The 22,585-nt window shown below is 43.0% G+C and carries 20 protein-coding genes and 1 tRNA gene; 13 read left to right on the forward strand and 8 right to left on the reverse strand.

From position 1 onward, the window contains the following. Positions 1 to 94 precede the first annotated feature (94 nt). From ACTWPM_RS05930 to ACTWPM_RS05950, 5 genes are all read left to right on the forward strand, one after another. Positions 95 to 754 (forward strand): response regulator, encoded by a 660-nt coding sequence (locus ACTWPM_RS05930; protein WP_443132145.1) that lies wholly within the window; start codon positions 95 to 97, stop codon positions 752 to 754. A gap of 914 nt (positions 755 to 1,668) precedes the next feature. Further along, positions 1,669 to 2,826, forward strand: a complete 1,158-nt coding sequence (locus ACTWPM_RS05935) for a DUF4047 domain-containing protein (RefSeq protein ID WP_443132146.1) — start codon at positions 1,669 to 1,671, stop codon at positions 2,824 to 2,826. 19 nt (positions 2,827 to 2,845) lie between these two features. Further along, a complete protein-coding gene (sipW, locus tag ACTWPM_RS05940) occupies positions 2,846 to 3,409 on the forward strand; it encodes a signal peptidase I SipW (RefSeq protein ID WP_443132147.1) in 564 nt (187 codons plus the stop codon). Between the two features lie 60 nt (positions 3,410 to 3,469). Next, positions 3,470 to 4,066: a CalY family protein gene (locus ACTWPM_RS05945; protein WP_443132148.1), complete on the forward strand. Its 597-nt coding sequence runs from the start codon at positions 3,470 to 3,472 to the stop codon at positions 4,064 to 4,066. 43 nt (positions 4,067 to 4,109) lie between these two features. Continuing rightward, positions 4,110 to 5,774 carry a M4 family metallopeptidase gene (locus ACTWPM_RS05950; protein ID WP_443132149.1) on the forward strand — a complete coding sequence of 555 codons (1,665 nt, stop codon included), beginning with the start codon at positions 4,110 to 4,112 and terminating at the stop codon, positions 5,772 to 5,774. A gap of 662 nt (positions 5,775 to 6,436) precedes the next feature. Here ACTWPM_RS05950 and ACTWPM_RS05955 read toward each other — a convergent pair. From ACTWPM_RS05955 to ACTWPM_RS05970, 4 genes are all read right to left on the reverse strand, one after another. After that, on the reverse strand, positions 6,437 to 7,327 hold the full coding sequence (locus tag ACTWPM_RS05955; protein ID WP_443132150.1) for a manganese catalase family protein: 891 nt from the start codon (positions 7,325 to 7,327) through the stop codon (positions 6,437 to 6,439). Between the two features lie 12 nt (positions 7,328 to 7,339). Then, on the reverse strand, positions 7,340 to 7,561 hold the full coding sequence (locus ACTWPM_RS05960; RefSeq protein WP_443132151.1) for a YuzF family protein: 222 nt from the start codon (positions 7,559 to 7,561) through the stop codon (positions 7,340 to 7,342). 651 nt (positions 7,562 to 8,212) lie between these two features. Continuing rightward, the gene (locus tag ACTWPM_RS05965; RefSeq protein WP_443132152.1) at positions 8,213 to 9,817 is read right to left on the reverse strand and encodes a glycoside hydrolase family 43 protein; all 1,605 of its coding nucleotides are present in this window, start codon (positions 9,815 to 9,817) and stop codon (positions 8,213 to 8,215) included. Positions 9,818 to 9,840: 23 nt separating this feature from the next. Further along, the gene (locus ACTWPM_RS05970) at positions 9,841 to 11,043 is read right to left on the reverse strand and encodes an ROK family transcriptional regulator (RefSeq protein ID WP_443132153.1); all 1,203 of its coding nucleotides are present in this window, start codon (positions 11,041 to 11,043) and stop codon (positions 9,841 to 9,843) included. Between the two features lie 151 nt (positions 11,044 to 11,194). Here ACTWPM_RS05970 and ACTWPM_RS05975 point away from each other — a divergent pair, with 151 nt between their 5' ends. The 3 genes from ACTWPM_RS05975 (at position 11,195) to ACTWPM_RS05985 (ending at position 14,302) form a co-directional block, all read left to right on the forward strand. Further along, entirely contained in the window at positions 11,195 to 12,493 is a 1,299-nt protein-coding gene (locus ACTWPM_RS05975) for an extracellular solute-binding protein (protein ID WP_443132154.1), read from the forward strand. 94 nt (positions 12,494 to 12,587) lie between these two features. Continuing rightward, positions 12,588 to 13,466 (forward strand): carbohydrate ABC transporter permease, encoded by an 879-nt coding sequence (locus ACTWPM_RS05980; RefSeq protein ID WP_443132155.1) that lies wholly within the window; start codon positions 12,588 to 12,590, stop codon positions 13,464 to 13,466. A 14-nt stretch (positions 13,467 to 13,480) separates the two neighbouring features. Next, the gene (locus tag ACTWPM_RS05985; protein WP_443132156.1) at positions 13,481 to 14,302 is read left to right on the forward strand and encodes a carbohydrate ABC transporter permease; all 822 of its coding nucleotides are present in this window, start codon (positions 13,481 to 13,483) and stop codon (positions 14,300 to 14,302) included. 43 nt (positions 14,303 to 14,345) lie between these two features. On the opposite strand, the gene ACTWPM_RS05990 is transcribed toward ACTWPM_RS05985, so the two are convergent. After that, positions 14,346 to 14,960 (reverse strand): YesL family protein, encoded by a 615-nt coding sequence (locus tag ACTWPM_RS05990; RefSeq protein WP_443132157.1) that lies wholly within the window; start codon positions 14,958 to 14,960, stop codon positions 14,346 to 14,348. Positions 14,961 to 15,087: 127 nt separating this feature from the next. On the opposite strand from ACTWPM_RS05990, the gene xylA reads away from it, so the two are divergent. The 3 genes from xylA to ACTWPM_RS06005 all read left to right on the forward strand — a co-directional run bounded on the left by xylA (position 15,088) and on the right by ACTWPM_RS06005 (position 18,971). Then, complete coding sequence (gene xylA / locus ACTWPM_RS05995; RefSeq protein WP_443132158.1) at positions 15,088 to 16,416, forward strand: xylose isomerase; 1,329 nt, start codon at positions 15,088 to 15,090, stop codon at positions 16,414 to 16,416. 2 nt (positions 16,417 to 16,418) lie between these two features. Further along, complete coding sequence (gene xylB, locus ACTWPM_RS06000; RefSeq protein ID WP_443132159.1) at positions 16,419 to 17,918, forward strand: xylulokinase; 1,500 nt, start codon at positions 16,419 to 16,421, stop codon at positions 17,916 to 17,918. 69 nt (positions 17,919 to 17,987) lie between these two features. Further along, positions 17,988 to 18,971 (forward strand): aldo/keto reductase, encoded by a 984-nt coding sequence (locus ACTWPM_RS06005; RefSeq protein ID WP_443132160.1) that lies wholly within the window; start codon positions 17,988 to 17,990, stop codon positions 18,969 to 18,971. A gap of 41 nt (positions 18,972 to 19,012) precedes the next feature. Here ACTWPM_RS06005 and ACTWPM_RS06010 read toward each other — a convergent pair whose 3' ends face one another. From ACTWPM_RS06010 to ACTWPM_RS06020, 3 genes are all read right to left on the reverse strand, one after another. Next, entirely contained in the window at positions 19,013 to 20,038 is a 1,026-nt protein-coding gene (locus ACTWPM_RS06010; protein WP_443132161.1) for an aldose epimerase family protein, read from the reverse strand. Positions 20,039 to 20,230: 192 nt separating this feature from the next. After that, on the reverse strand, positions 20,231 to 20,452 hold the full coding sequence (locus tag ACTWPM_RS06015) for a hypothetical protein (RefSeq protein WP_443132162.1): 222 nt from the start codon (positions 20,450 to 20,452) through the stop codon (positions 20,231 to 20,233). A gap of 183 nt (positions 20,453 to 20,635) precedes the next feature. After that, positions 20,636 to 20,977 carry a general stress protein gene (locus ACTWPM_RS06020; RefSeq protein ID WP_443132163.1) on the reverse strand — a complete coding sequence of 114 codons (342 nt, stop codon included), beginning with the start codon at positions 20,975 to 20,977 and terminating at the stop codon, positions 20,636 to 20,638. 157 nt (positions 20,978 to 21,134) lie between these two features. On the opposite strand from ACTWPM_RS06020, the gene ACTWPM_RS06025 reads away from it, so the two are divergent. After that, positions 21,135 to 21,207 (forward strand) — tRNA-Ala (locus ACTWPM_RS06025). 252 nt (positions 21,208 to 21,459) lie between these two features. Beyond that, complete coding sequence (locus tag ACTWPM_RS06030) at positions 21,460 to 22,245, forward strand: SDR family oxidoreductase (RefSeq protein ID WP_443132164.1); 786 nt, start codon at positions 21,460 to 21,462, stop codon at positions 22,243 to 22,245. The last annotated feature ends 340 nt before the right edge of the window (positions 22,246 to 22,585 follow it).

Below are 22,585 nucleotides of genomic sequence, written 5' to 3' on the forward strand. Positions count from 1 at the left end.
TACCACCCAATCTGTGCTGTATTGTACTTTTGTTCGTTATGTCGAATGTTGTCAAATTCAAACCGTGAAGTTTGTTCAGTAAAGCAGGAGGTAGATGAGCGATATGATTCGAGTCATGATTGTTGATGATCATAGCGTACTAAGAGATGGAATTGCGCTTGTAGTGAACTTAGCTAAGGAATTAGAAGTGATTGAACAAGCCAGTACAGCAAATGAAGTAAAGGAGAAAATCGGCCTTTGCCAGCCAGATGTTGTGATTATGGATGTCCATCTCCAGGAGGAAAGTGGAGTAGAATTGACCAGATATGTGAAGAAGCACTTTCCCATAGTTAAAATACTCATGCTGACTATTGCGGACGATGAGCAATATTTACAGAGAGCACTGGAGGCAGGAGCTTCCGGTTATTTATTAAAAGATACCTCTAGTGATGAGCTTATTCATGGGATTATTAATGTTTATCGGGGGGACTGTGTGATCCCACCATCGATGACCAAGAATTTAGTCATGAACTATAAAAGAAGAAAAAATTCCGTGAGTTCGGATTCCCGACTTACCAAGCGTGAACACGAAGTATTGCATGAACTGACGAAAGGTCATACGAATAAGGAAATTGCCCATATTCTGTATATCAGTGATAAAACTGTAAAAATACACATCAGCAATATTTATCGTAAATTAAAAGTGAAAAGTCGATCTCAAGCCGTTCTTTATGCTGTTCAGAATAAACTGCTGCCTCCCGTGGGCATGGATTAACTAGCAAGCTTAAAGTTGCTGGGATATAACTAACTATAAAAAGGGTTCCGATTGTCAGTTTTGACAATCGGAACCCTTTTTATTTTGGCTCGTGTGAAATTTCAGTGATGACTTATTACGGAAAAGCTCCCGTTTGTGGAAGACTCAGTTTCGAGATATCTAGTGAGAGAGTTAGGTCCTGCGGGGAACGACTCGCTTTCCGGCCCTGTACGACGCAGGGTCGTTCGACGTTGCCACAGGACGTGGCGATCTTAGTCGAACATCCCTTGTGCTGAGCCTCCTCAAGCTAAAGCTTTCCGGGGGCTCACCGATCATGTTTATCCCACAGGAGTCTCCTCGTTCCCCTCCGGACCTGGCCGAATCAGAAACTCGAAACGGCTTCATCCTTCACCCGATTGAGAAGAAATAATCACATGGGCGTATATACTTTTCCAGTTTGAAACTGTGCGGGATCGCCTGTTATATAAGCAGTCAGGCGGGATAAGGAGGATAGGATACTCTCTTTTCAGAGGGTCCGTTATTCTCCCGTGGCTGGGTTGGTGGGGAAATGGCGAGACTCCCATGGGAGAAGGGACTAGGTGAGATCCCGCAGAGAGTGAAACGAGCGAGGAAGCTCACCGTTCCCCCACAGGAAAGCGAGTTATTTCCCCACCAGCCCTTCTTCAAATATCGTAACGGACCCAAATTATCTCGAAACTGAGTCTTCAACTAACCGGCCCTTTAGCGGAATAAGGGGGTGGTTGAATATCGATACCAACTTGGACTCAAAAGATATAGATGGACTAGTACCTTTGGTGTACGTCTTCTAGTAATTCTAAAGGCATATAAAAATACGCTGAACGGATAATGTTAAGAATATTCAAAATATAAGATGATAGATACAAGATAAACACGCAAGTAGAAAGGAGGATTTTATGAAGCCCTGGCATCTGCGTGTGATTTCATTCATTATTGTTCCTCTTTTCACTCTCAGTCTTGTCGTTTCATTATTCTCCCAGTTAGTCACAGATACGGAGGCCGCTTTTATTTCTGAAGAAAAGCAGAGGATGACGATTTCTACAGCTTCTCTTTTTCCCAGCGAAGTAGAAGAAAGAGTAGCAGAATTGCAAGAGGCTTATGAGCATACACACTCTCTTTACGTCACCCTCTTAGAAGAAGACAAAGATTCTAAGGAACTCGAAGAAGGTCGTGCTGAACTAAAAGAGAGCATGGAAGAGTTCGATGCTTTACATAAAAAAGCGGTAAACCTACTTAACGAACATAAGCAGGATCGTCTTCCTTTTGTTACAGAGGGACTGGAGGAAATAGAGGAAGTGCTGTTCCGCTATAAAAAAATGGACATAGAACTAGCTGATAAAAAAATAGAAGAAAAGGCGAAAGCAGAAGCAAAAGAAAAACGTAAAGCTCAGCAAGAAGAACAAGAGAAACAAAAAGAGAAAAAAGAAGAACAGGACCTCGCCAAAAAAGAAGATGAAAAAGACATAGAGGAAAAGAATGCAGAACAGGAAGACAAAGCTCAAGCAGAAAAAGACGTAGATGAATCAAAAGAAAAAGAGCAGCAGCCTGTCAAAAAAGAAGACCAAAAAGACACGGAAGAAAAGAATTCAAAACAAGATAAAGCTCAAGTAGAAAAAGACGCAGATGAACCAAAAGAAAAAGAGCAGAAGCCTAACAAAAAAGAAGATGAAAAAGACACAGCAGAAAAAAATGCAGAACAAGAAGATAAAGCTAAGACAAAAAAAGACACAGTTGACCCCGAAGAAAATGCTCGAGAAAAATCAGAAGATGTAGAAGAAGGTAAATCCATAAATAAAACGGAAACTGATTCGATTACCTCCAAAGAGGATAACAAATCCAGCGATTCCGAGTCTTCTAAACCGGAGAGCAACAAAGAAAAAGAGCAGAATGAGTCTTCAGAAAGAGAAGAAAAAGAAAAACCCGCTGAGAAATCCACACCTGAAGATCATGAAGGTACAAAGAATGAAAAAGAAGCAAAGCAAGAAGAAAAGGATCCTGCGGAAGTTAAAGAAGAACAAGAAGCAGATCCAAAAGATTCAAAGCAAGATCAATAGAAATCGGGAGGTTTCCACCATGAAAACGATGTTGAAAGTCTGTAGGAAAATCATATCCACGCTGACAATTCTAGTTATTCTTACTTTAGCGGTGGTGGTTATAGCGGTAAAGGCGAGTGGAGGAGAACCGACCATATTAGGTTATCAATTTAAAACGGTTCTATCTGGTTCTATGGAGCCGACGTTTCAAACGGGTTCTATTATAACCATTAAATTAACGGAAGAAAACCAACAGTATTCAAAAGGTGATGTCCTCACCTTTATTGATAAAAATGAAAACCTCGTAACTCACAGGGTTACGGAAGTAAAAAAGGCGAATAATGAAACTCTCTATACAACTCAAGGGGATAATAATGATGGAGCTGATCTTGACCCTGTACTATCTGAAAATGTGGTAGGACATTATACAGGCTTCACGGTCCCTTATCTGGGGCACATTGTAAATTATGCCGGCTCTAAGTCCGGGGCAGCTCTGCTGTTGTTTGTTCCCGGTATCTTATTGTTTATCTATGGCGGTATGACTTTTAGAAAAGCCGTCAATGACTTTAAAAAACAACATGAAACAGCCTCAACGAATCAATAGGTGTTCCACTTCTTATGTTTTCAATACATAAGAGTTTACTAATAAAAAGGAGGAGATGGAATGAGTTTTTTTAAGAAAGTAAGTGCTGGAGTGGTGACTGCGTCCTTAGGGCTATCATTAATGGGAGGAGGTACTTATGCATACTTCAGCGACACAGAAACGACCAATAATACGTTTGGAATGGGGACGTTAGATGTGTCGGTTGATCCTGAAGTGATTGTGGATGTGAATGACCTGAAGCCTGGAGACACGGTACTTAAAGAATTTAAATTAGGTAACGAAGGCACTCTCGATATCAAATCTATCAGTCTCTTAACGGATTATAGTGTGATTGACGCTGAAGGTGATAATGGAAGTAAGGATTTAGGAGATCATATCCGCGTGAATTTCTTGTGGAACTGGGATAAAGAAAGTGAGCCTGTTTTCCAAACGACCTTAAGTGAACTGCAGAACATGGATCCTGACACCGTAGCAAAAGATGTATTCGATCCGCTATGGGAACAACGCGGAGGCTTAGATGTAGGCGATGAAGATACTCTATGGGTTCAATTTGAATTTGTTGATAATGAAGAAGACCAAAATGCGTTTCAAGGTGACGACCTGAATCTTACTTGGAAATTCCAAGCAAATCAGACCGATGGTGAAGATTACGAGTGATCAGAGTGAGTTACTAATCTTGAATTAACAGGAGGGTGATTGGATGAAGAAAAAAGTAGTTTCATCGACACTTGCGCTAACGCTAGCTCTAAGCGGTCTTGGTATTGGAGCCAGCAGTATCCATGCGGATGATTCAGAGGTGAAAATGAATGAAAAGTATGGGACACCTTCATATATCATTGAAAACTGGGAGATGCCAAAGTTTTCATCCCTAACTAAGCAGTCGCATTCCGTAGAAGATATTGCTTTGTCTTATCTTAACTATCAAAAAGATAAGTTCAAACTAAAAGGAAACAGTAACGAGAATTTCAAAGTTATCGATACTCAAAAAGATGAAAAAGCGGGCACTTCCCATGTGCGCTTAACCGAGCAATATAAAGGAGTGCCAATCTATGGGGCTCATCAGACTGTTACCTTGAATGAGGAGGAAGAAGTAAAAGCCTTCTTTGGCAAGGTTGTACCGAATATGGATGAAAAAGGAATAGACACAACGGCTGAAATTTCAGATGATCAAGCAATCGAAACAGCCAAAGCTTCTATTGAAAAGGAAATCGGAGAAGTAGAGGCATATGACGCTCCGCCTTCCAGTGAACTATTCATTTACGAATTTGATGGAAAGTTTCAACTAACTTATTTAGTAAAAGCTTCAACCTCAGATCCTGAACCGGGTTACTTCCATTACTTCATCAACGCTCAAACAGGTGAAATCGTTGATAACTACAATGCGATTGATCATGTAAAAGCATTTGGAGAAGGGGTTCTTGGAAATAAAGAAATGTTTGAAGTGACTTTCCAAGAGGGAGATTACTACATGTTTGACGGAACCCGTGGAGACGGCGTTCATACATTCGATGCCCTTAATATGGAACCGGGATGGTTTAACCTATTTTCTCAATTACTTGGTTACCATGGAGAAGAAGTCACGAGCGGTCATAAGTACTTTGGTGATGCGGCAGCAGTGGATGCTCATAAGAACGCAGGGATCGTTTATGATTATTTTAAAGAAACCTTCAATCGAGATTCCTATGATGACAATGGAGCGCGCATGATTTCCTCCGTTCACGTAGGTGAAAACTGGAATAATGCCGCTTGGAACGGTGTACAAATGATGTACGGTGATGGGGACGGTGAAACTTTTATTCCGTTATCAGGAGCCGTCGACGTTATTGGCCATGAGTTGACCCATGCGGTTACCGATCGTTCGGCTGATCTTGTATATCAGGATGAACCTGGTGCTTTAAATGAATCGCTGTCTGACATTTTAGGAGCCATGGTAGATCGGGATGATTGGTGGATGGGAGAAGACATTTATACGCCGGGAGTGGAAGGCGATGGTCTCCGGTCTCTGAAAGATCCATCCCAGGTGCCTCATCCGTTTTACCCTGACAGGGGCTACCCGGATCATTACAGTGAATTGTACACCGGAGAATTAGATAATGGTGGCGTCCATATTAATTCAAGTATTAATAATAAGGCTGCTTATCTAGTGTCAGAAGGCGGTACTCATTATGATGTGGAGGTCGAAGGAGTAGGAAGAGAGGCAACTGAACAAATCTACTATCGTGCTTTAACAAAATATCTAACGGCGACTTCAGACTTCAGCATGATGAGACAAGCCGCTATCCAGTCAGCTATTGACCTATATGGTGAAAATTCAGCGGAAGTAAGTTCTGTTATGCAGGCTTATGATGCAGTTGGAGTAGAATAATCTAGAGAAGAAGCTCTTTCAAGTCGAAAGAGCTTCTTTTTTAGCTGAGTTAAACCCAAATTTTAATATTAAAGATAAGCTCCTGATATTGTAAGACTCAGTTTCGAGATAATTGGACCCGTTACATTAAATTGAGAAGGGCTGGTGGGGAAATAACTCGCTTTCCTATGGGGGAACGCTGAGCTTCCTCGCTCGTTATCACTCGCTGTGGGATCTCACCTAGTTCCTTCTCCCATGGGAGTCTCATCATTTCCCCACCAACCCAACGATATCTAGTGAACGGCCCCTGCTATAGGAGAAAGAAGCCATGCTGCATTTGCCTCAAATGCTTATATAACAGGGTTTCTACAATTAAACACACGTAACGACCAGTGGGAATCATAGATGATCCTTGTTCATTGGAAGGCGTTTATGCAGAAAATTTTGAGCTCTCAATAATCGCAAAGGGGCGGAAGGGAACGGCGAAGACTCCTGCGGGATGAACATGATCGGTGAGATCCCGGAAGGCGAAGCCTGAGGAAGCTCAGCACATGCCCGCGGAAAGCGAGCCGTTCCCTGGAGCCCCTATCTCTACAAAATATCTCGAAACTGAGTCTTCAACTATCCGGCCCGTTAGTGGAATAATTTTATGATGAAAATTAGCCAGTACCTTTAGGCATAGATTATAAGTTTTCCATCAGCTTTTTTGCGATCCGTTCATAATCGTCACGGTCAATTCCCGGGGCAAACTCTTCCGGCAGATCATCCAGATCAGGGATGGGGGCTCCTTTCGGTGTTCCCTGGATCACCTGTAAGGGCTCACCGCTTTCAGGATTGGTTCCTTTCCAAATCTTATTAATATCCTGATAATCTGTATCGCTCCATGTATAGAGAATGTTATCGAGCCCCTGTTCAATAAACGGACGGGCGTAGTCAAACTTGGAGTTATCCAAATCAGGTACAGGAAGCATCTTTTTCACATCAACGCCAGTCGCAATCTCAAGTGCTTTTGCATAAGCGAGCGCGTGGGTGCCGCCCCGGACTAATAAGTATCCAATCATTTCACGGGCCGTTGGATGATCCGTCATTTCATACACCCGCATTTTATGTGTGCGTGCCCCAAGCTCCAGGAAAAAGTTATGCAGTAAATCTAAGACCAGGTTCCCGCTGTTAAAGACGTTATCCCCAGTCCAGGCTCTGCCCATCGAATCACCTGGCAGAGCCGTCTGGGCGGTTGCAATAAACTGATACGTATTACGCATATTGAGCCCATTCTGCAAAGGAGCTATATCCGGATCCCCTGTAAAAGTGATACCACGTGTTAATAGATTAATTGAATTATTCACGAGTTCTACGTGGCCAAATTCCTCTGCTGTAATACTGGCAACCAGGTCATAAAATGGCTTGAATTTCTTTTTATTACGAAAGCCAAAGGACTGATACATGTAATTGTTCAATGTAGACATTTCTCCAAATTTGCCGCCCAGCAGTTCCTGTACGGCAGCGGCCGCATTGGCGTCTCCATGCTCAGGAATCGTCAAAGCGATTTGCATACGATTGATGCGCTTAAACATAGCATCCTCCTTTTATCTTTGATCAGGGAAAACCCAGACAATCTGCTGCGTCCGAATAAAGAAAGGGGTTCCGCTTACTTCAACAACGATATGGTCCGGCATAACCGTTTTCAGTATCCCCCTTACAGAACCTTGAGTTGTCTGGACAACGACGGGTCTCCCCTGGATAGACATTAATGTCTGGTACACATACGGATCGATCGCTGAATTCATCGACACGTTCTGGGAATTCATTAGTTCATCTCCTTCACAGGTAGTCTCACTGATATATATGTAAGAGGGGGGACAAATAATAGTTATCCTGTTTAAGAAATTGTACATAAGGAATAGCCACTCATAAGAAAAGCAGCTTATCCATGCGGATAAGCTGCTAAGATACCTTTACTTTTTCGTATTAGTAGGACATGTTAACAGTGTTGGTTTTACATATAAGCTCCTGTTTGTGTAAGACTCAGTTTCGAGATATTTAGTGAGAGAGTTAGGTCCTGCGGGGAACGACTCGCTTTCCGTGGGCATGTGCTGAGCCTCCTCGAGCAAGCTCTGCGGGGTCTCACCGATCATGTTCATCCCACAGGAGTCTCCCCGTTCCCCTCCGGACCTGGCCGAATCAGAAACTCGAAACGGTTTTATCCTTCATCCGCTTGAGAAGAAATAAAAACATGGGCGTATATATACTTTTTCAGGCAGGATCTATGCGAGATAGCCTGTCTTATATAAGCATTTCAGTCAGGATAAGAAAGAAAATATACTCTCTTCCCGATGGGTCTGTGCTCCCCACCAGCGCGCTCCTTATATCGTCACGTGCCCAACCTATCTCAGAATCGAGTATTATAGTAAACGGCCCGATCGTTGAAGACTAACTTTGAGAAAAATCAACGATAAATTTTAATCGTGCTTATAAATAAAATAATCGAAATCGGCAGGCTTGCTGCGGCCGGATAAATCCTGGCACTGCATACCTACAAAAGCTCCCGTAAAGAAACCGCCTCCGTCCACGTAATCATCTGATAGTTTGTAAGATTCAAAGGGCAGCGGAATGTCCTGCCATTCCTCGCCATCAAAGGAATAGGAATAATAGTAAAAATTCTCTTTTACTTCAGATCTCAAGTAAATGGAATCAGCTGAATCAGAAATGGAAATCGGCTCCTTCAAAGGCTGATCAAATGTAAAGTTATCACATGTAGTCACATCGAGGACTTTTCCTTTTTCCTCATCCCAAGTGATTTGCAGGGCGGTCCAGTTCCTGGTGTTGTAATAATTCACAAGTCCTGCTGCCTGCTGAAAGGATTCAGGTTCAAAATCAACTTTGGTTTCAGCTGTGAACTGAAAGTGCTGCCATCGGCGAGCGACATAAGCTTGAGTGAAGGGAGAGGTAAGCGACTCTTTACCGTACAGGCGCAGGTGTCCTGGATTTTCTTCAAGAGAAAGTATGTCCTTCCCAAGCGGAATGCGCAGCGATTGAAAGTGATGATTCAATTCCTTGTTATCAAAATCATCCTTCTCATCGTAATCCTGTCCCCATGGGTGTTCGTCGATGGAGGGGCCTTCAATCGAGAGAGAGGGCTGGTTTCCTCCTACTACATAAGGCCAGTCGTTACTCCATTCCAGGCGCTGGATGGCCGTCTCTCGGCCGAGCGGGCAGTATCCGCGCGGCTGGAGCAATGGTTTGTTTGCCGGTGTTAGCGGACGGCCAGTCAAGTGGACAAGAAACCATTCATTTGTATGCGTTTTCACTAAAGACGCGTGCCCAGCCTTTTGAAGTGGATTTCTTGGATACGGCCACGTAGTGATCAGTGGATTGTCAGGATGCACTTCATAAGGACCTTCCAGATTTTCCGAGCGGGCTATCGTCGCCTGATGTTCAAATTTCGTACCACCTTCAGCTGTCAGCAAGTAATAATAACCATTCAGCTTGTAAAGGTGAGGGGCTTCGGTCAGCTTAACATCGGTTCCTTTAAAGATAATTTGCGGTTCGCCAATAAGCTTCTGTTCGTCATGATCATATTCCTGGAGCACAATGCCATAAAAGTTATGGTTTCTAATGCGGTGATCCCACACCATGTTAACTAAGTATTTTTTTCCGTCATCATCGTGAAACAGGGAAGGATCAAAGCCTGAACTGTTCAAGTGGATAGGGTCGGACCATTGACCGTCGATTGTATCGCAGGTGACTAGATAGTTGTGACAATCCTTCCACTGTCCATCCACTACTTTTACATCGGTATAGATAAGCCAGAACTGCCTGTCCTCATAGGAGAGAGCAGGAGCCCATATACCACCTGAATCCGGATTGCCTTTCATATTCAACTGCTTCAAGCGGTTTAATGGACGTGAAATAAGACGCCAGTTTTTTAAATCCTTGGAATGGTAAATCCCCACTCCCGGGAACCACTCAAAGGTTGAGACTGCGATATAATAATCCTCGCCGGCCCGGCAGATGCTCGGGTCCGGGTTAAATCCAGTTAAGATCGGGTTTTGAATAGTTGACATAGAAACATCACCTCTATAAAAAATTATTTATTCATCAGTTTATATGCAGGAGCGTGGTGAATATCGACTTTAAGGAAATTCTCAAAGGAAAAGGCTGCCACTCCAAGCGCCGTGGCATGAGTGTGTAATTCGGAAAAGCTTACATTTAAATCATCCTTCTGGAACCATAGCGCGTTGTTTTTTGTTTTTTCCAGAAGCGGCTGTTCTATCCATTGCTTCGCTGCAACGAGACGGTTCCCAATAATTACTTTTTCCGGGTTGAAAGAGTTGATGATATTGGTAATGCCGACTCCAAGATAAGCTCCAATTGTACGGAAGGATTGAATCGGCTCCATGTTCCCATTGTTTGCCAATTCAATCATTTCTGCTAAAGTATCCTGATCTTCAGAAAAACCGAGTTTCTTCCCGTAGGCAATCAGGGCCTGTTCAGAGGCATATAATTCCCAACAGCCGTTATTACCACAGCGGCATTTATCGCCATTAACTTCGATGGTCATATGGCCCATCTCTCCGGAAAATCCGTTATTGCCCCTGTACAATTTACCGTTAAGTACGAGTCCGACACCGATTCCTACGCCGACACTCACGTAGATGATGTCTTTTCCGTCTTTGCCGGCTCCAAATTTTTTCTCTCCATAAGCACCTGCATTCGCTTCATTCTCAATGATCACTGGGCATTCGTATTTTTCTTCAAGCGGCTGTTTAAGATCGACATTCTGCCAGCCAAGGTTCGGGGCAAGCAGCACCTTGCCATCTTTATTAACCGCACCCGGGACGCCGATTCCGATACCTACAATTCCATAGGGACTTGGAGGAGCGGCAGCTGTTAATTGGTCAATAATTTTACACAGTTCTTCATTGATATGCTCATAGGATAGCTGATGAAAATTCATTGAGGTCTCTTCACAAATATTTCCTTCTAAGTCTGTCAGGATGCCAAGAAGATAATTGACACCGATATCAATACCGATACAGTATCCCGCATGCTGATTGAATAAAAGCATTACCGGACGTCTGCCGCCGCTTGATTCTCCCGGGCCTTTTTCATATATTAAATCCTCATTTAACAGTTCACTTACCTGAGAGGAGACCGTACCTTTATTCAGGCCGGTATTATTAGCAATTTCAGCTCGGGAGATGGGAGCTTGATTCATGATGGTTTCTAATACTAATGATTTGTTTCCGTTCTTAATGGTGTACTGATTCCATGTATTCAGCTTTTTCATTTCGCATCCATCCACTTCTTAAAAAAGTTTCCCCAATTATAGCACGTATAACATTGTTTATCCACTAGACAAACTAAGTTTCGTCTGGTACATTGTAATTAACATTCGAAAAGGATGTAAAAATTCTGAATTTATAGGGGGCGAAATTTAGATGAAAAAGAAAGCGGTTACATTATTTCTGGCGATTACATCTTTCGTTTTGGTTCTTGTTGGCTGCAGCGGCGGAGCGGATGAGGGAAGTGCCAGTCAGGACGAAAAAACAATTGAATTTATGCATTTGTGGCCTGAAGGAAGTTCGGCGAAGCACCACAAGATTATAGAAGATATTGTGGCTGATTTTGAGAGTAATAATGAAGACGTCAATGTCGAAGTCGAAGTATTGAGTAACGAACAGTACAAAGATAAGATGAAAGTTCTATCGACATCTAATGAATTACCGGACGTAGGGATGACTTGGGCGGCCGGATATCTGGAGCCTTATGTTGAAGGGAATAAATTTGCTTCCTTAGATGACGTGCTGGAAGGTGGTCTTCAGGACTCCTTCGTGTCAGGAACAACGGAGGCCTATGCAATAGATGGTACAACGTATGGTCTTCCTCTTGAATTAAACGTTGCTCCCATCTATTACAATAAGTCCATCTTTGAAGAGAATGGATTAGAAGTTCCACAAACGTATGAGGAGTTTAAGCAGGTGGTTGCGACTCTTGAAGAGAACGGAGTAGAACCAATTGCTCTAGGTAACAAAGATCGCTGGACCGGGTCTCTATGGTATATGTATATGGCTGACCGTATCGGCGGTCCGCAGGCACTAACCGAAGCTATTAATGGAAGCGGTTCCTTCGAAGACCCTGCTTTTGTAGAAGCAGCGGCTAATATCCAGGAACTAGCTGATATGAATGCCTTTAATGCAGGTTATAACGGTCTTTCGGACCAGGAAGCTAAGAGTATGTTTATGAGCGGTCAGGCAGCGATGTACATGATCGGTACGTGGGATCTGCCAAACTATACAACGAATGAAGATGTCCCGCAGGAGTTCAGAGACTCAGTCGGATACTTCAAGTTCCCAACTGTTGATGGCCAGGGGGATCAAAGCAGCTTTGTAGGTGGTCCTGGTGTTGGATTGTTTGTAGCTGAAAATTCAGAAGTGAAATCAGAAGCGAAAGATTTTGTTTCCTTCTTTGTAGAGCAATGGGGTGAACGATCTGTGCAAGATGCAGGGGTAATTCCGGCAACTAAAGTAGATGCCGAATCTATGGACCTTCCGAAAATGTACGTCGATGTCTTGAATGACTTAAATAATGCAAGCAACATCACCTTGTTTGCAGACGTACAAATGAGCCCGGATGCAGCAGAAGTTCACTTGAATCAAATTCAAGCTTTATTCGGCGGTGAAATTACACCAGAAGAATTCGCCGAAGCTCATCAGGAAGCGATGTCCAGCGAAGAATAGAGTAATAGATAACAAGACGACTAGTTAAATTAGAAAAGGAGATGCCGACTTCCGGAACTCCTTTTCTACCCCATCAGGGGAGGAGGTAATATCAGTGAATAAAGTAATGTCCAATAAATGGATGATCGCCTTCTATGTATTGCCAGCCTTAATTCTTGTCGGAATCCTTATATTTATACCGTTAGGGTTGTCGGCCTATTACGGGCTGATGGATTGGAACGGAATTGGCGACATGGAATTCATCGGAATGGAAAATTATATAAACGCAGTGCAGGATATGAAATTCTGGGATAGTGCGTTTCATTCATTTTTATTAGCTTTTTTCTCAACATTAAGCTTAATCGTATATTTGGCTATATCTATGATTCTGGCGTCCAAAATTAAAGGAGCCGATCTGTTAAGAAAAATATACTTAATTCCTATGCTTTTGTCATCGGTTGCCATAGCCCAATTGTGGATTAAAGTCTTTAACCCATCCAACGGAATATTGAACAAGATGCTGATGGGCTTAGGAATGGAAAACCCACCAGCCTGGCTTGCGAATCCGGATATTGTTCTGTATGCAATTTTTATCCCGATTTTATGGCAGTACGCAGGTTTTTACATTTTGATTTACTATGCAGCTTTGAAGAACATCCCAGAATCGCTGATTGAAGCGGCTAAGATTGACGGGGCTTCTCCTTTACAGATTGCCTACCGTATCAAACTTCCTCTGATAGCAGGGGTTGTAAAAGTTACCATCGTTCTTGCGATTGTAGGCTCATTAAAATACTTCGATCTGATCTACGTAATGACCGGAGGAGGACCGAATGGAGCCAGTGAAGTTATGGCGTCCTACATGTATAAATTGGCCTTCAGTACTAATGATTTCGGCTATGGAAGTGCGATTGGTTTCTTGCTGCTTGTCATTACACTCATTGTCACAGTCATTGTTCGTAAATTAACTGCTGACAAAGAAGAACTTCAATATTAAAAGGAGGTTACCCCATGAATCGCCTCGGCTATATCTTCCTTTATTTATGTTTAGGACTGGTAGCTGTATTTCAGATTTTGCCGATTGTCTGGCTCTTCTTATTCTCGTTAAAAGGAAACCGTGAGATATTTGCTGGATCACCATTTGCGCTTCCGCAGGAATGGAAGTGGGAAAATTACTTAACGGTATGGCAGGGTGGAATCGGTACCTATTTCATCAACAGCGTCTGGATTACTGTAGTTGCGATTATTCTTACCTCGCTGCTTGCGAGTATGGCAACGTTTGCGATCACAAGGATGCAGTGGAAGCTCAGCAGTTTAGTGCTTGGATTATTTATGGTCGGACTCATGATCCCTATTCACTCCGCCATTATCCCACTTTTCAATATGTTTTTAAATGTGAATTTGATAGATAACCCATGGTCCATCGTCATTACCTATACGGCATACAACCTGCCGATTACCATGATGATTTTGCTAGGGTTTTACTATACATTGCCGCGTGAAATTGAAGAAGCCGCTATCATCGATGGATGCTCGATTCAGCGGCTGTTCTTCCGAATTATCCTGCCGATGACGACACCGGTGTTATCGACCATTGTCATCATCAACATGATCTACAACTGGAACGAATTTGTGTTTGTAAACACCTTCATCAGTTCCGATCAATACAAGACTTTGACCGTAGGAATCCAGAACTTTATCGGTCAGTATATGACAGATTGGGGAGCGATAGGAGCTACCCTGATTATTAGTCTCCTCCCGATTCTATTAGCCTTTATTTTCTTCAGTAATAAAGTAGTAGAAGGCATTTCATCCAGTGCAGTTAAAGGGTAATTTAAAATAGCCTCATCTGCTGGTGAGATGAGGCAGAGGCTGATCACGCTGATTTTTGACGGTCAATCCTGCGAAAAGCGTGGAGGCTGAGCCACATCGTGATAAAGGTATAAAGGCTTCCGCCGAATAGGAACGCAAGGGCGGGAAGCGACCGGAACACCAGCATCAGTGAAGCCAGGCTCACCAGAATGAGAAAGCTTTGCACGGGGCTGATCAGCATAATTAGAAAAGTATTTTTCAAGATTGCTGGAATCTTGAGGTCGTAATGTACAAACACGGGAAACAAGTAAAACAAGAATAATAGAAATATAAACATGAAAGCGAATAATGGAACATAGGTCCAGGTTACACCTTCGGATATAGTACGGATATAGTAAATATCCACGCTGATGAGTAAAAGCAGCCCCAGCACCACTAGACCTAAGCGATTACTTTTCCAAAATTCACCTTTGAAATATATCCAAAATGTAGAAAAAAGATTCCGATCGGTTTTCCCTTTTAACCAGTCTCTTACGATGGCAAACATTGCAGTGGTGGAAGGGAAAAGTCCAAAAATGACGGCTCCTGCCAGTGTGAACAAGATCCATAAGAGATGGAGATAGGCGAGCCGGGAAATCCAAACCATCATTCGGTAAAGCGCGCCGCTGAATAAATTCATAATAGACCCTCCGGAAATAGTTTTAGGAGATATGTCTCATTATACAAAAAGAAATAGTGGCGTAAAGGAAAAATATTTGAATATAACCAAAAATGAAGCAGTTTATTATCTTTAGGAGGTTATCATAATGGCTTATTTTAACAATATCGATAAAATCAAATACGAAGGTTCTGAGTCCACAAATCCATACGCATTTAAGTTCTACAATCCGGAAGAAACGATTAACGGCCAGACGATGGAGGATTATCTTCGATTCGGGGTGGCTTACTGGCACACATTCACGGAGGATTTATCCGATCCATTTGGCGTAGGTACCGCACAACGTCCGTGGGATCGATATGAAGGGATGGACCTTGCGAAGGCAAGAGTAGAAGCAGCTTTTGAATTCTTTGAAAAACTGAATGTTCCTTACTTCTGCTTCCACGATGTCGATATCGCTCCAGAAGGAAACAGTTTACGAGAATCGAACGAGAATCTGGACACAATTGTCAGTATGATCAAGGATTACATGAAAGACAGCAAAACGAAGCTGCTCTGGAATACGGTAAACAATTTCACCCACCCGCGCTTTGTGCACGGTGCAGCTTCATCCAGTGAAGCGGATGTATTTGCTTATGCGGCTGCAAAAGTGAAGAAGGGACTTGAGGTCGGAAAAGAGCTCGGTTCAGAAAACTATGTATTCTGGGGCGGGCGCGAAGGTTATGAAACGCTGCTGAATACTGATATGAAGCTGGAACTTGATAACCTCGGCCGCTTCTACCATATGGCGGTGAACTATGCGAAGGAGATCGGGTTCGATGCACAGTTCTTAATTGAGCCGAAGCCAAAAGAGCCGACCACACATCAATACGATTTCGATGTAGCTTCCGGGTATGCATTTTTGCAAAAATATGATCTACAGGATCACTTTAAATTCAACATTGAAGCTAACCACGCCACACTTGCCGGGCACACCTTCGAGCATGAACTGCATTATGCCCGCATCAACAATGTGCTGGGGTCAGTGGATGCCAACCAGGGCCATCCGCTGTTAGGGTGGGACACCGATGAATTCCCAACAGACCTTTACTCAACGACGCTTGCCATGTATGAAATTATTAAAAATGGCGGATTAGGACGCGGAGGATTGAACTTTGATGCGAAGGTCCGCCGGGGCTCCTTTAAGCCGGAAGATTTATTCCACGCTCACATTGCTGGGATGGACAGCTTTGCGGTCGGCTTAAAAGTAGCGCAGAGATTGCTTGAAGACGGAGTTCTTGAAAATATTGTCGAGGATCGCTACAGCAGCTATAAAGAGGGAATTGGCAAGGATATAGTAAATGGTACGGCTGATTTCCATAAGCTTGAGCAGCATGCTCTTGGATTGGAAGGTTTCTCCCAGCCATCCGGGCGCCTGGAAAATATTAAAGCGGTCATTAACCAATACCTGCTGAAAACTTTTGCAGGAGAGAAGTAAATATGTCCCATGTTATCGGAATTGATTTAGGAACAAGTGCAGTTAAGCTATTGCTGATGGACCGAGGGGGAAGGATTGTTCAGGAGGTCTCAAAGTCGTATCCATTGATTCAGGAAAGCCACGGATATAGTGAACAGGACCCGCACGCCTGGGTGGAACAGACGGTAGCAGGTCTTTCTGAAATGATGGACCATTTCCCGGGCAATGCTGAAGATATTGAAGGTATCAGTTTTTCAGGACAAATGCATGGACTTGTGCTGCTGGATGAGAACAACGAGGTGCTGCGCAATGCGATCCTGTGGAACGATACACGAACAACGGCAGAATGTGAGGAAATTTATGATGTCATCGGTAATAACCGACTGCTTGAGATTACCAAAAACCCTGCTCTGGAAGGCTTCACTCTTCCTAAGCTGTTGTGGGTAAAGAAGCACGAGCCGGATCTCTTCTCAAAAGCTAAAACGTTCGTGCTGCCAAAGGATTATCTGCGCTATAAGCTGACCGGGGAACTGCATATGGATTATTCAGATGCTTCTGGAACTCTCCTGCTGGATATTCATACGAACAAGTGGAGCGAAGACTTATGCCGGACCTTAGAGATTGATTCTGATCTTTGCCCGCCGCTTGTTGGGTCTTATGAGCAGACAGGAACGCTTCTGCCGGAGATGGCAAGCATCACAGGTCTTTCAGCTTCCACCCGCGTGTTTGCGGGAGGAGCGGATAATGCGTGCGGAGCCATCGGATCCGGCATTTTAGAGGAAGGAAAAACTTTGTGCAGTATAGGTACTTCGGGTGTTGTGCTCTCTTATGAATCAAGTCATGACAAAGAGTTTGGCGGAAAGGTTCATTACTTTAATCATGGCGCCCCGGATGCTTACTACACGATGGGCGTGACGCTTGCCGCAGGTTACAGTCTCAGTTGGTTTAAAGAAGTGTTTGCAAAAGAAGAATCCTTTGAGGATTTTGTAGCGGAAGTGCACTCCGTTCCACCTGGTGCTAATGGATTAATGTTCACCCCGTATATTTCCGGGGAGCGGACTCCGCATGCAGACGCATCGATCCGTGCAAGCTTTATCGGGATGGACAGTTCTCATCAGCGGAAGGATTTCGTCCGTGCGGTGATGGAGGGGATTACCTTTTCTCTTCATGAATCTATCCATATGTTCCGTAATAGTGGCAAAACGATTGATACGATTGTTTCTACCGGAGGAGGAACTAAAAATGAACACTGGCTGCAAATGCAGGCAGATATATTTAACGCGAATATTGTGAAGCTATCGAGTGAACAAGGTCCGGGAGTCGGGGCTGCCATGCTTGCTGCTTACGGCTGCGGCTGGTTCGATTCCCTGAAGAAATGTGCCGATGAGTTTTTGCAAATCGAAAGGACTTTTTCACCTAATGAAGAAAATGTCCAGACTTATGAGGAACTTTTTGGAATTTATCGGCATGTTTATGAGCAAACAAGGGAATTAAATATACAATTGCTCCCTTACCGAAAGTAAGAGGGGAAGAGGAAGGCTGCCTGCTTAAAGGCCAGCCTTTCTTATTATTTACGGAAGGTGGAATATTTCATGAAATACAATCGTTTAGGGAATACAGATCTTGAAATCAGTGAACTGAGCTTTGGAACATGGGCGATTGGCGGTGCCTGGGGAGAAACGAACGATGAAGATGCGCTTGCAGCACTCGAGACGGCCATGGAAAACGGAGTGAACTTTTTTGATACAGCGGATGTATATGGAATGGGGCACAGTGAAGAGCTGCTTGCCCAGGCAACCAAAGGAAAAGAGAAAGAGATCTATATTGCGACGAAGTTCGGACGTCAGGGAGACTTTGCCGACCCAGCGAACTATACGCCGGAGCAGGTAAGGCAGTATGCGGAAGACAGTCTGAAGCGGTTGAATCGTGATCGTATCGACTTGTATCAGATTCACTGTCCAACTTTTGAGATTCTCAAGGATGGCTCTGTATTTGAAGTGTTGGAGGATTTAAAAGCAGAAGGAAAAATCCGTTACTATGGAGTCAGCGTCGAGACGGTAGAGGAAGGGCTGTATGTGCTTGAGCACACGAACGCAAGCTCTCTGCAGATTATCTTCAATATCTTCAGGCAGAAGCCGCTCGATGAGTTGATTCCAAAAGCACGTGAAAAGCAGGTAGGGATTCTGGCACGCGTACCACTCGCAAGCGGTCTTTTGACAGGGAAGTTCAATAAACAGCATATCTTTGAAGAAGATGACCATCGCAATTTTAACCAAAACGGGGAAGCGTTCAATGTCGGTGAGACCTTTGCGGGCCTTGAATTCTCGAAAGGGGTAGAATTAAGCGAGGAGCTTCAATGGATAAGTAAAGGCCGCGGGAATATGAGCCGTGCGGCACTGAAGTGGATTATGCAGCAGGACGGCATTACGAGTGTTATTCCGGGCTTTCGCAATGTAAGGCAGGTACAGGACAACCTTAAAGCTCTGGAAGCTAAGGACTACACGAACCAAGAACTGGAACAAATGCGTATGTTTTATAACGAGCAGGTGCACGATCATATTCGTGGAGTTTACTAATAAAAAAACAAGCCAGGAGGGAGGCCTCCTGGCTTGTTTTTTTATTTGGTCTTAAATGAAAAAGTGGTGCGTTTGTGGTAGGGTTCGTTACCGTTTAAAACAATAGACGGGAATCCTTCATGATGAAGCGATGCCGGGGAACTTTGTGTTTCCATACATAAACCTAAATACTTTTCTGCAGATCTTTCTGCCAAAAGAAAGCTGTCATCCAAATTGTTTGAGGTGTACATCACCATTCCAGGTTGGTCGGTAGTAATATCGAGTGTCCGCCCGCTTGTTGGTTCTTCTACATGAACCTGTCCATCCTCCAGAATAAAATAATGATCAAAGCCGTCTTTAGCGATTTTGTTCTGAGGGTGAGGAGTCACCATCCCTTCCACCAGGTCTTTTCCTTCCCGAAAATCAAATGGTGTACCCGTCACGTCCTGCCAGTTTCCAGTAGGAATTAGATCATCGTCCAATTCGACAAATCGCGGACTGTTGAAGGTAAGGTGATGATTATGCAAGGTTCTTTTATAGTTCCCGCTTAAATTAAAGTAAGAGTGGTTGGTTAATGTCAGGACCGTTGTTTCATCGCTCTCCGCTTGATAATCCACCACCAATTCGTTGTCGTTTGTTAACTTATAAGTCACGGTGACTTCCAGGTTGCCAGGGTATTCGTCTTCTTCTTTTGAAACTTCCAAAGTGAGTGTCAAACCGACCTGGTCCTCGCATTCAAAAGGGGTGACCTCCCAGATCTTTTGATGGAATCCATTCGTACCGCCATGAAGATGGTTAGAACCTTCATTAGCGTCCAAATCATAAGTTTGTCCTTCTAATGTAAAAGAAGATCCCTCGATACGACCGGCCACTCGTCCAATAATCGCTCCAAAATAGTTAGGATCCCCTTTATAGTCTTCTAAATTTCTGTAGCCAAGAACTACATTTTCAAGTGTTCCGTCCTCGTCCGGTACGAGCAGCTCCGTAATAATCCCGCCATAATTTAACACGCTGAGCTTCATGCCGTGATCGTTCGTCAGGTTGTACTTGGTCCAGCTACTGCTGACTTCTTTAGTCGTAATTTCCATGTTGTATGTACCTCCGTTTAAAAGCGAAGCAGAGTATCCGCCTATTCTATAATTTCTATAGTCTTCTTTATCTTATCAAACATGAAAGTGTTATTTACGTATTTCGCTAAAATGAATAAGATTTTTATAGGAATAGGTAAGTAATAAAGAAGTAAGGATCTATACTTTCACTGCTTCTATGAGTAAATGACTTTACGGAGTTTCCTGAATTTTATCCAGCATATGTTGAAAGGCTAAAGGATCTTCAAAATCTTCTGCTGTCCAATTTTCACCGATCCACTGCTTTAATTCTTCCGGCGAGTTGAATACCTCTCCACTCGTGTCTTCTTTCCTTATGGTGTACCGTCCGTTATCCGGGTCAATCGTAATAATACAGGGATAGGCGCCATTTTTTCCACGCAACGTGAATTTCAATGTAAGATCATCCTTTTTTAAAGATTATTGTAACCTGTAAGACCATCTTCATACCAACTGTATATGGCATTGGACTAATAAAGACACTGCTTCAGCAGTATAGAAAGTGCTGATTCAATAAACAAAAGCGGAAGAGCCCATAACTGAGACCATTCCGCTTTTTAAATGAACATGATACAATTTTTAAAATTCGAGATCTTCTTCATTTGTTACAATCAATAATGTTTTTCCCTTCTCTAACTCTTTGTGTAATTCCTTAGCTTTAGATGGTTCGAGTCCAATTTCTTTCATTTTAGAAATCAACTTATCATCTTTCCCACGGAAGATATTCTTTGTCGCTGTACCAAGACCAGTTTCGCTTACACCGATCTTATTCGCATCTGTTTGTCTTTTCGCACGTCTGACATGGTCATTATCGTGAGAAAGAATGTAGATATTATCTTCATCTACTCCGTGTTCTTTAATTCTGTCAATAGATTCACCCATTTGTTCATCATCACTAAAGACTTGATAGTTCGGTTGCATCGATATCGCCTCCTTTTGAAAGATGATTTCCCGGGGGGATAAACGCTTAAACAATGAAGAAAGTCCTGTTATCGAAAAAAATGAAAGGGTTTTGTATTTAGCTCTTGATATTAGGAGGAATATCGTTATATAATACTGATTGTCGAGTTAAAATTATGGGGCATTAGCTCAGCTGGGAGAGCGCAACACTGGCAGTGTTGAGGTCAGCGGTTCGAGCCCGCTATGCTCCACTTATAAAATAACGTTTAGACGTATTTGTTATAGGCGATAGTAAAACGCCGACAGTAAGAGGCGCCTTCTATTTTGGAAAACAATCCAAAGTAGAAGGCGTCTTTTTTTTTGCAAGATTAAGCATTAGTTACGCAGTTCAGTATTTGGAATTATAAATGAGGCCAACTCTATCCTCGGACTGGGAAGTTTTAGAAAATGAATAGGAGGGAACTTCTTTAATAGACAGTATTTCGTGAAGGAGGAAATAAGAAATGAGTAAAACGATCTTTATTACAGGTGCAGGAAGCGGATTAGGTAAAGGCACCGCGCTCGGACTAGCTAAAAAAGGACATCATGTGATCGCAGCGGTGGAGATTATTTCTCAAATTACTAGCTTAAAAGAAGCAGCTTCAGAAGCTGGTGTAGAACTCGAGATAATAAAGCTGGATATTAAAAATAAGCGTGATCAGCAGTTAATTAATGAATATGATTATGATATTTTTGTAGCTAATGCGGCGATTGGGGAAGGCGGTCCTATTGCGGAAATTCCGGTAGATCGTGTCCGGGATATCTTTGAAACCAATGTATTCAGTACACTGGAAAATGCTCAAATTGCAGCTAAGAAATTCGTAGAAAAGAAAGCAGGGAAAATTGTATTCCTAAGCTCTATCGCAGGTGTAGTGGGCATGCCTTACCTTGGGCCATATGTTGCTTCTAAGCACGCGGTCGAAGCAATGGCGAAAACAATGAAAGCTGAGCTTGAAGAGTTCAATGTTCAGGTAGCGACGATCAATCCTGGACCTTACGAAACCGGCTTTAATGACCGTATGTTTGAAGAGAAGCATAAATGGTATGATGAAGATAAGAACTTTACACCAAGAGAATCAATTGCTGAAACAGAGAAAATCTTAGACGATCAATTTGACCCACAGGAAATGATTGATAAGATGGTGGAAGTAATTGAATCGGATCATCATGCCTTCCGTACGGCCTATCCTCAGGACGCTGAAGATATGATGAAAGAGGAAGAACAGAAGAATTGGGAAGCGAAAATATAATTACTTGAACTTAGGAAGTTACGATAACTAAACGATGTGATCCTGCAGCCTGACGCCTTACCCTATAGGTGTCAGGCTGTTTTCTATTTTTAGCAAGTCGAATTTTGTTATGGTGTAGTGTCAATTATATTTAAATGGTTAGTTGCTTCCCTTGCTTAATAATTGTCAATCTCTCACTTATGTACATCGATCTCCATCTATTTCGGAAAAATCCCATTCTAGCTTTTTTCTTCATAGCCTCATTAAAGCTTTCGCTTACCCCTACATTTACCCTAATCTCAGCACCTTCCCAACCCTATAATCGCAAGTGGAAGAAGTTTGGTGTCAGCTTTGATTTAAT

This window comes from Halobacillus sp. K22 (assembly GCF_052246795.1).
In the GTDB taxonomy this organism is placed as follows: Bacteria; Bacillota; Bacilli; order Bacillales; family Halobacillaceae; genus Halobacillus.

Bases quoted from the DNA above. Each gene is read 5' to 3' on its own strand.
- ACTWPM_RS06010 (WP_443132161.1), bottom strand. From the start codon at position 20,038: ATGGAAATTACGACTAAAGAAGTCAGCAGTAGCTGGACCAAGTACAAC.
- ACTWPM_RS06005 (WP_443132160.1), top strand. From the start codon at position 17,988: ATGAAATACAATCGTTTAGGGAATACAGATCTTGAAATCAGTGAACTG.
- xylB (WP_443132159.1), top strand. From the start codon at position 16,419: ATGTCCCATGTTATCGGAATTGATTTAGGAACAAGTGCAGTTAAGCTA.
- ACTWPM_RS05975 (WP_443132154.1), top strand. From the start codon at position 11,195: ATGAAAAAGAAAGCGGTTACATTATTTCTGGCGATTACATCTTTCGTT.
- sipW (WP_443132147.1), top strand. From the start codon at position 2,846: ATGAAAACGATGTTGAAAGTCTGTAGGAAAATCATATCCACGCTGACA.
- ACTWPM_RS06020 (WP_443132163.1), bottom strand. From the start codon at position 20,977: ATGCAACCGAACTATCAAGTCTTTAGTGATGATGAACAAATGGGTGAA.
- ACTWPM_RS05950 (WP_443132149.1), top strand. From the start codon at position 4,110: ATGAAGAAAAAAGTAGTTTCATCGACACTTGCGCTAACGCTAGCTCTA.
- ACTWPM_RS05990 (WP_443132157.1), bottom strand. From the start codon at position 14,960: ATGAATTTATTCAGCGGCGCGCTTTACCGAATGATGGTTTGGATTTCC.
- ACTWPM_RS05970 (WP_443132153.1), bottom strand. From the start codon at position 11,043: ATGAAAAAGCTGAATACATGGAATCAGTACACCATTAAGAACGGAAAC.
- ACTWPM_RS05985 (WP_443132156.1), top strand. From the start codon at position 13,481: ATGAATCGCCTCGGCTATATCTTCCTTTATTTATGTTTAGGACTGGTA.
- ACTWPM_RS05935 (WP_443132146.1), top strand. From the start codon at position 1,669: ATGAAGCCCTGGCATCTGCGTGTGATTTCATTCATTATTGTTCCTCTT.
- ACTWPM_RS05960 (WP_443132151.1), bottom strand. From the start codon at position 7,561: ATGAATTCCCAGAACGTGTCGATGAATTCAGCGATCGATCCGTATGTG.
- ACTWPM_RS05930 (WP_443132145.1), top strand. From the start codon at position 95: ATGAGCGATATGATTCGAGTCATGATTGTTGATGATCATAGCGTACTA.
- ACTWPM_RS06030 (WP_443132164.1), top strand. From the start codon at position 21,460: ATGAGTAAAACGATCTTTATTACAGGTGCAGGAAGCGGATTAGGTAAA.
- xylA (WP_443132158.1), top strand. From the start codon at position 15,088: ATGGCTTATTTTAACAATATCGATAAAATCAAATACGAAGGTTCTGAG.
- ACTWPM_RS05965 (WP_443132152.1), bottom strand. From the start codon at position 9,817: ATGTCAACTATTCAAAACCCGATCTTAACTGGATTTAACCCGGACCCG.
- ACTWPM_RS05955 (WP_443132150.1), bottom strand. From the start codon at position 7,327: ATGTTTAAGCGCATCAATCGTATGCAAATCGCTTTGACGATTCCTGAG.
- ACTWPM_RS05945 (WP_443132148.1), top strand. From the start codon at position 3,470: ATGAGTTTTTTTAAGAAAGTAAGTGCTGGAGTGGTGACTGCGTCCTTA.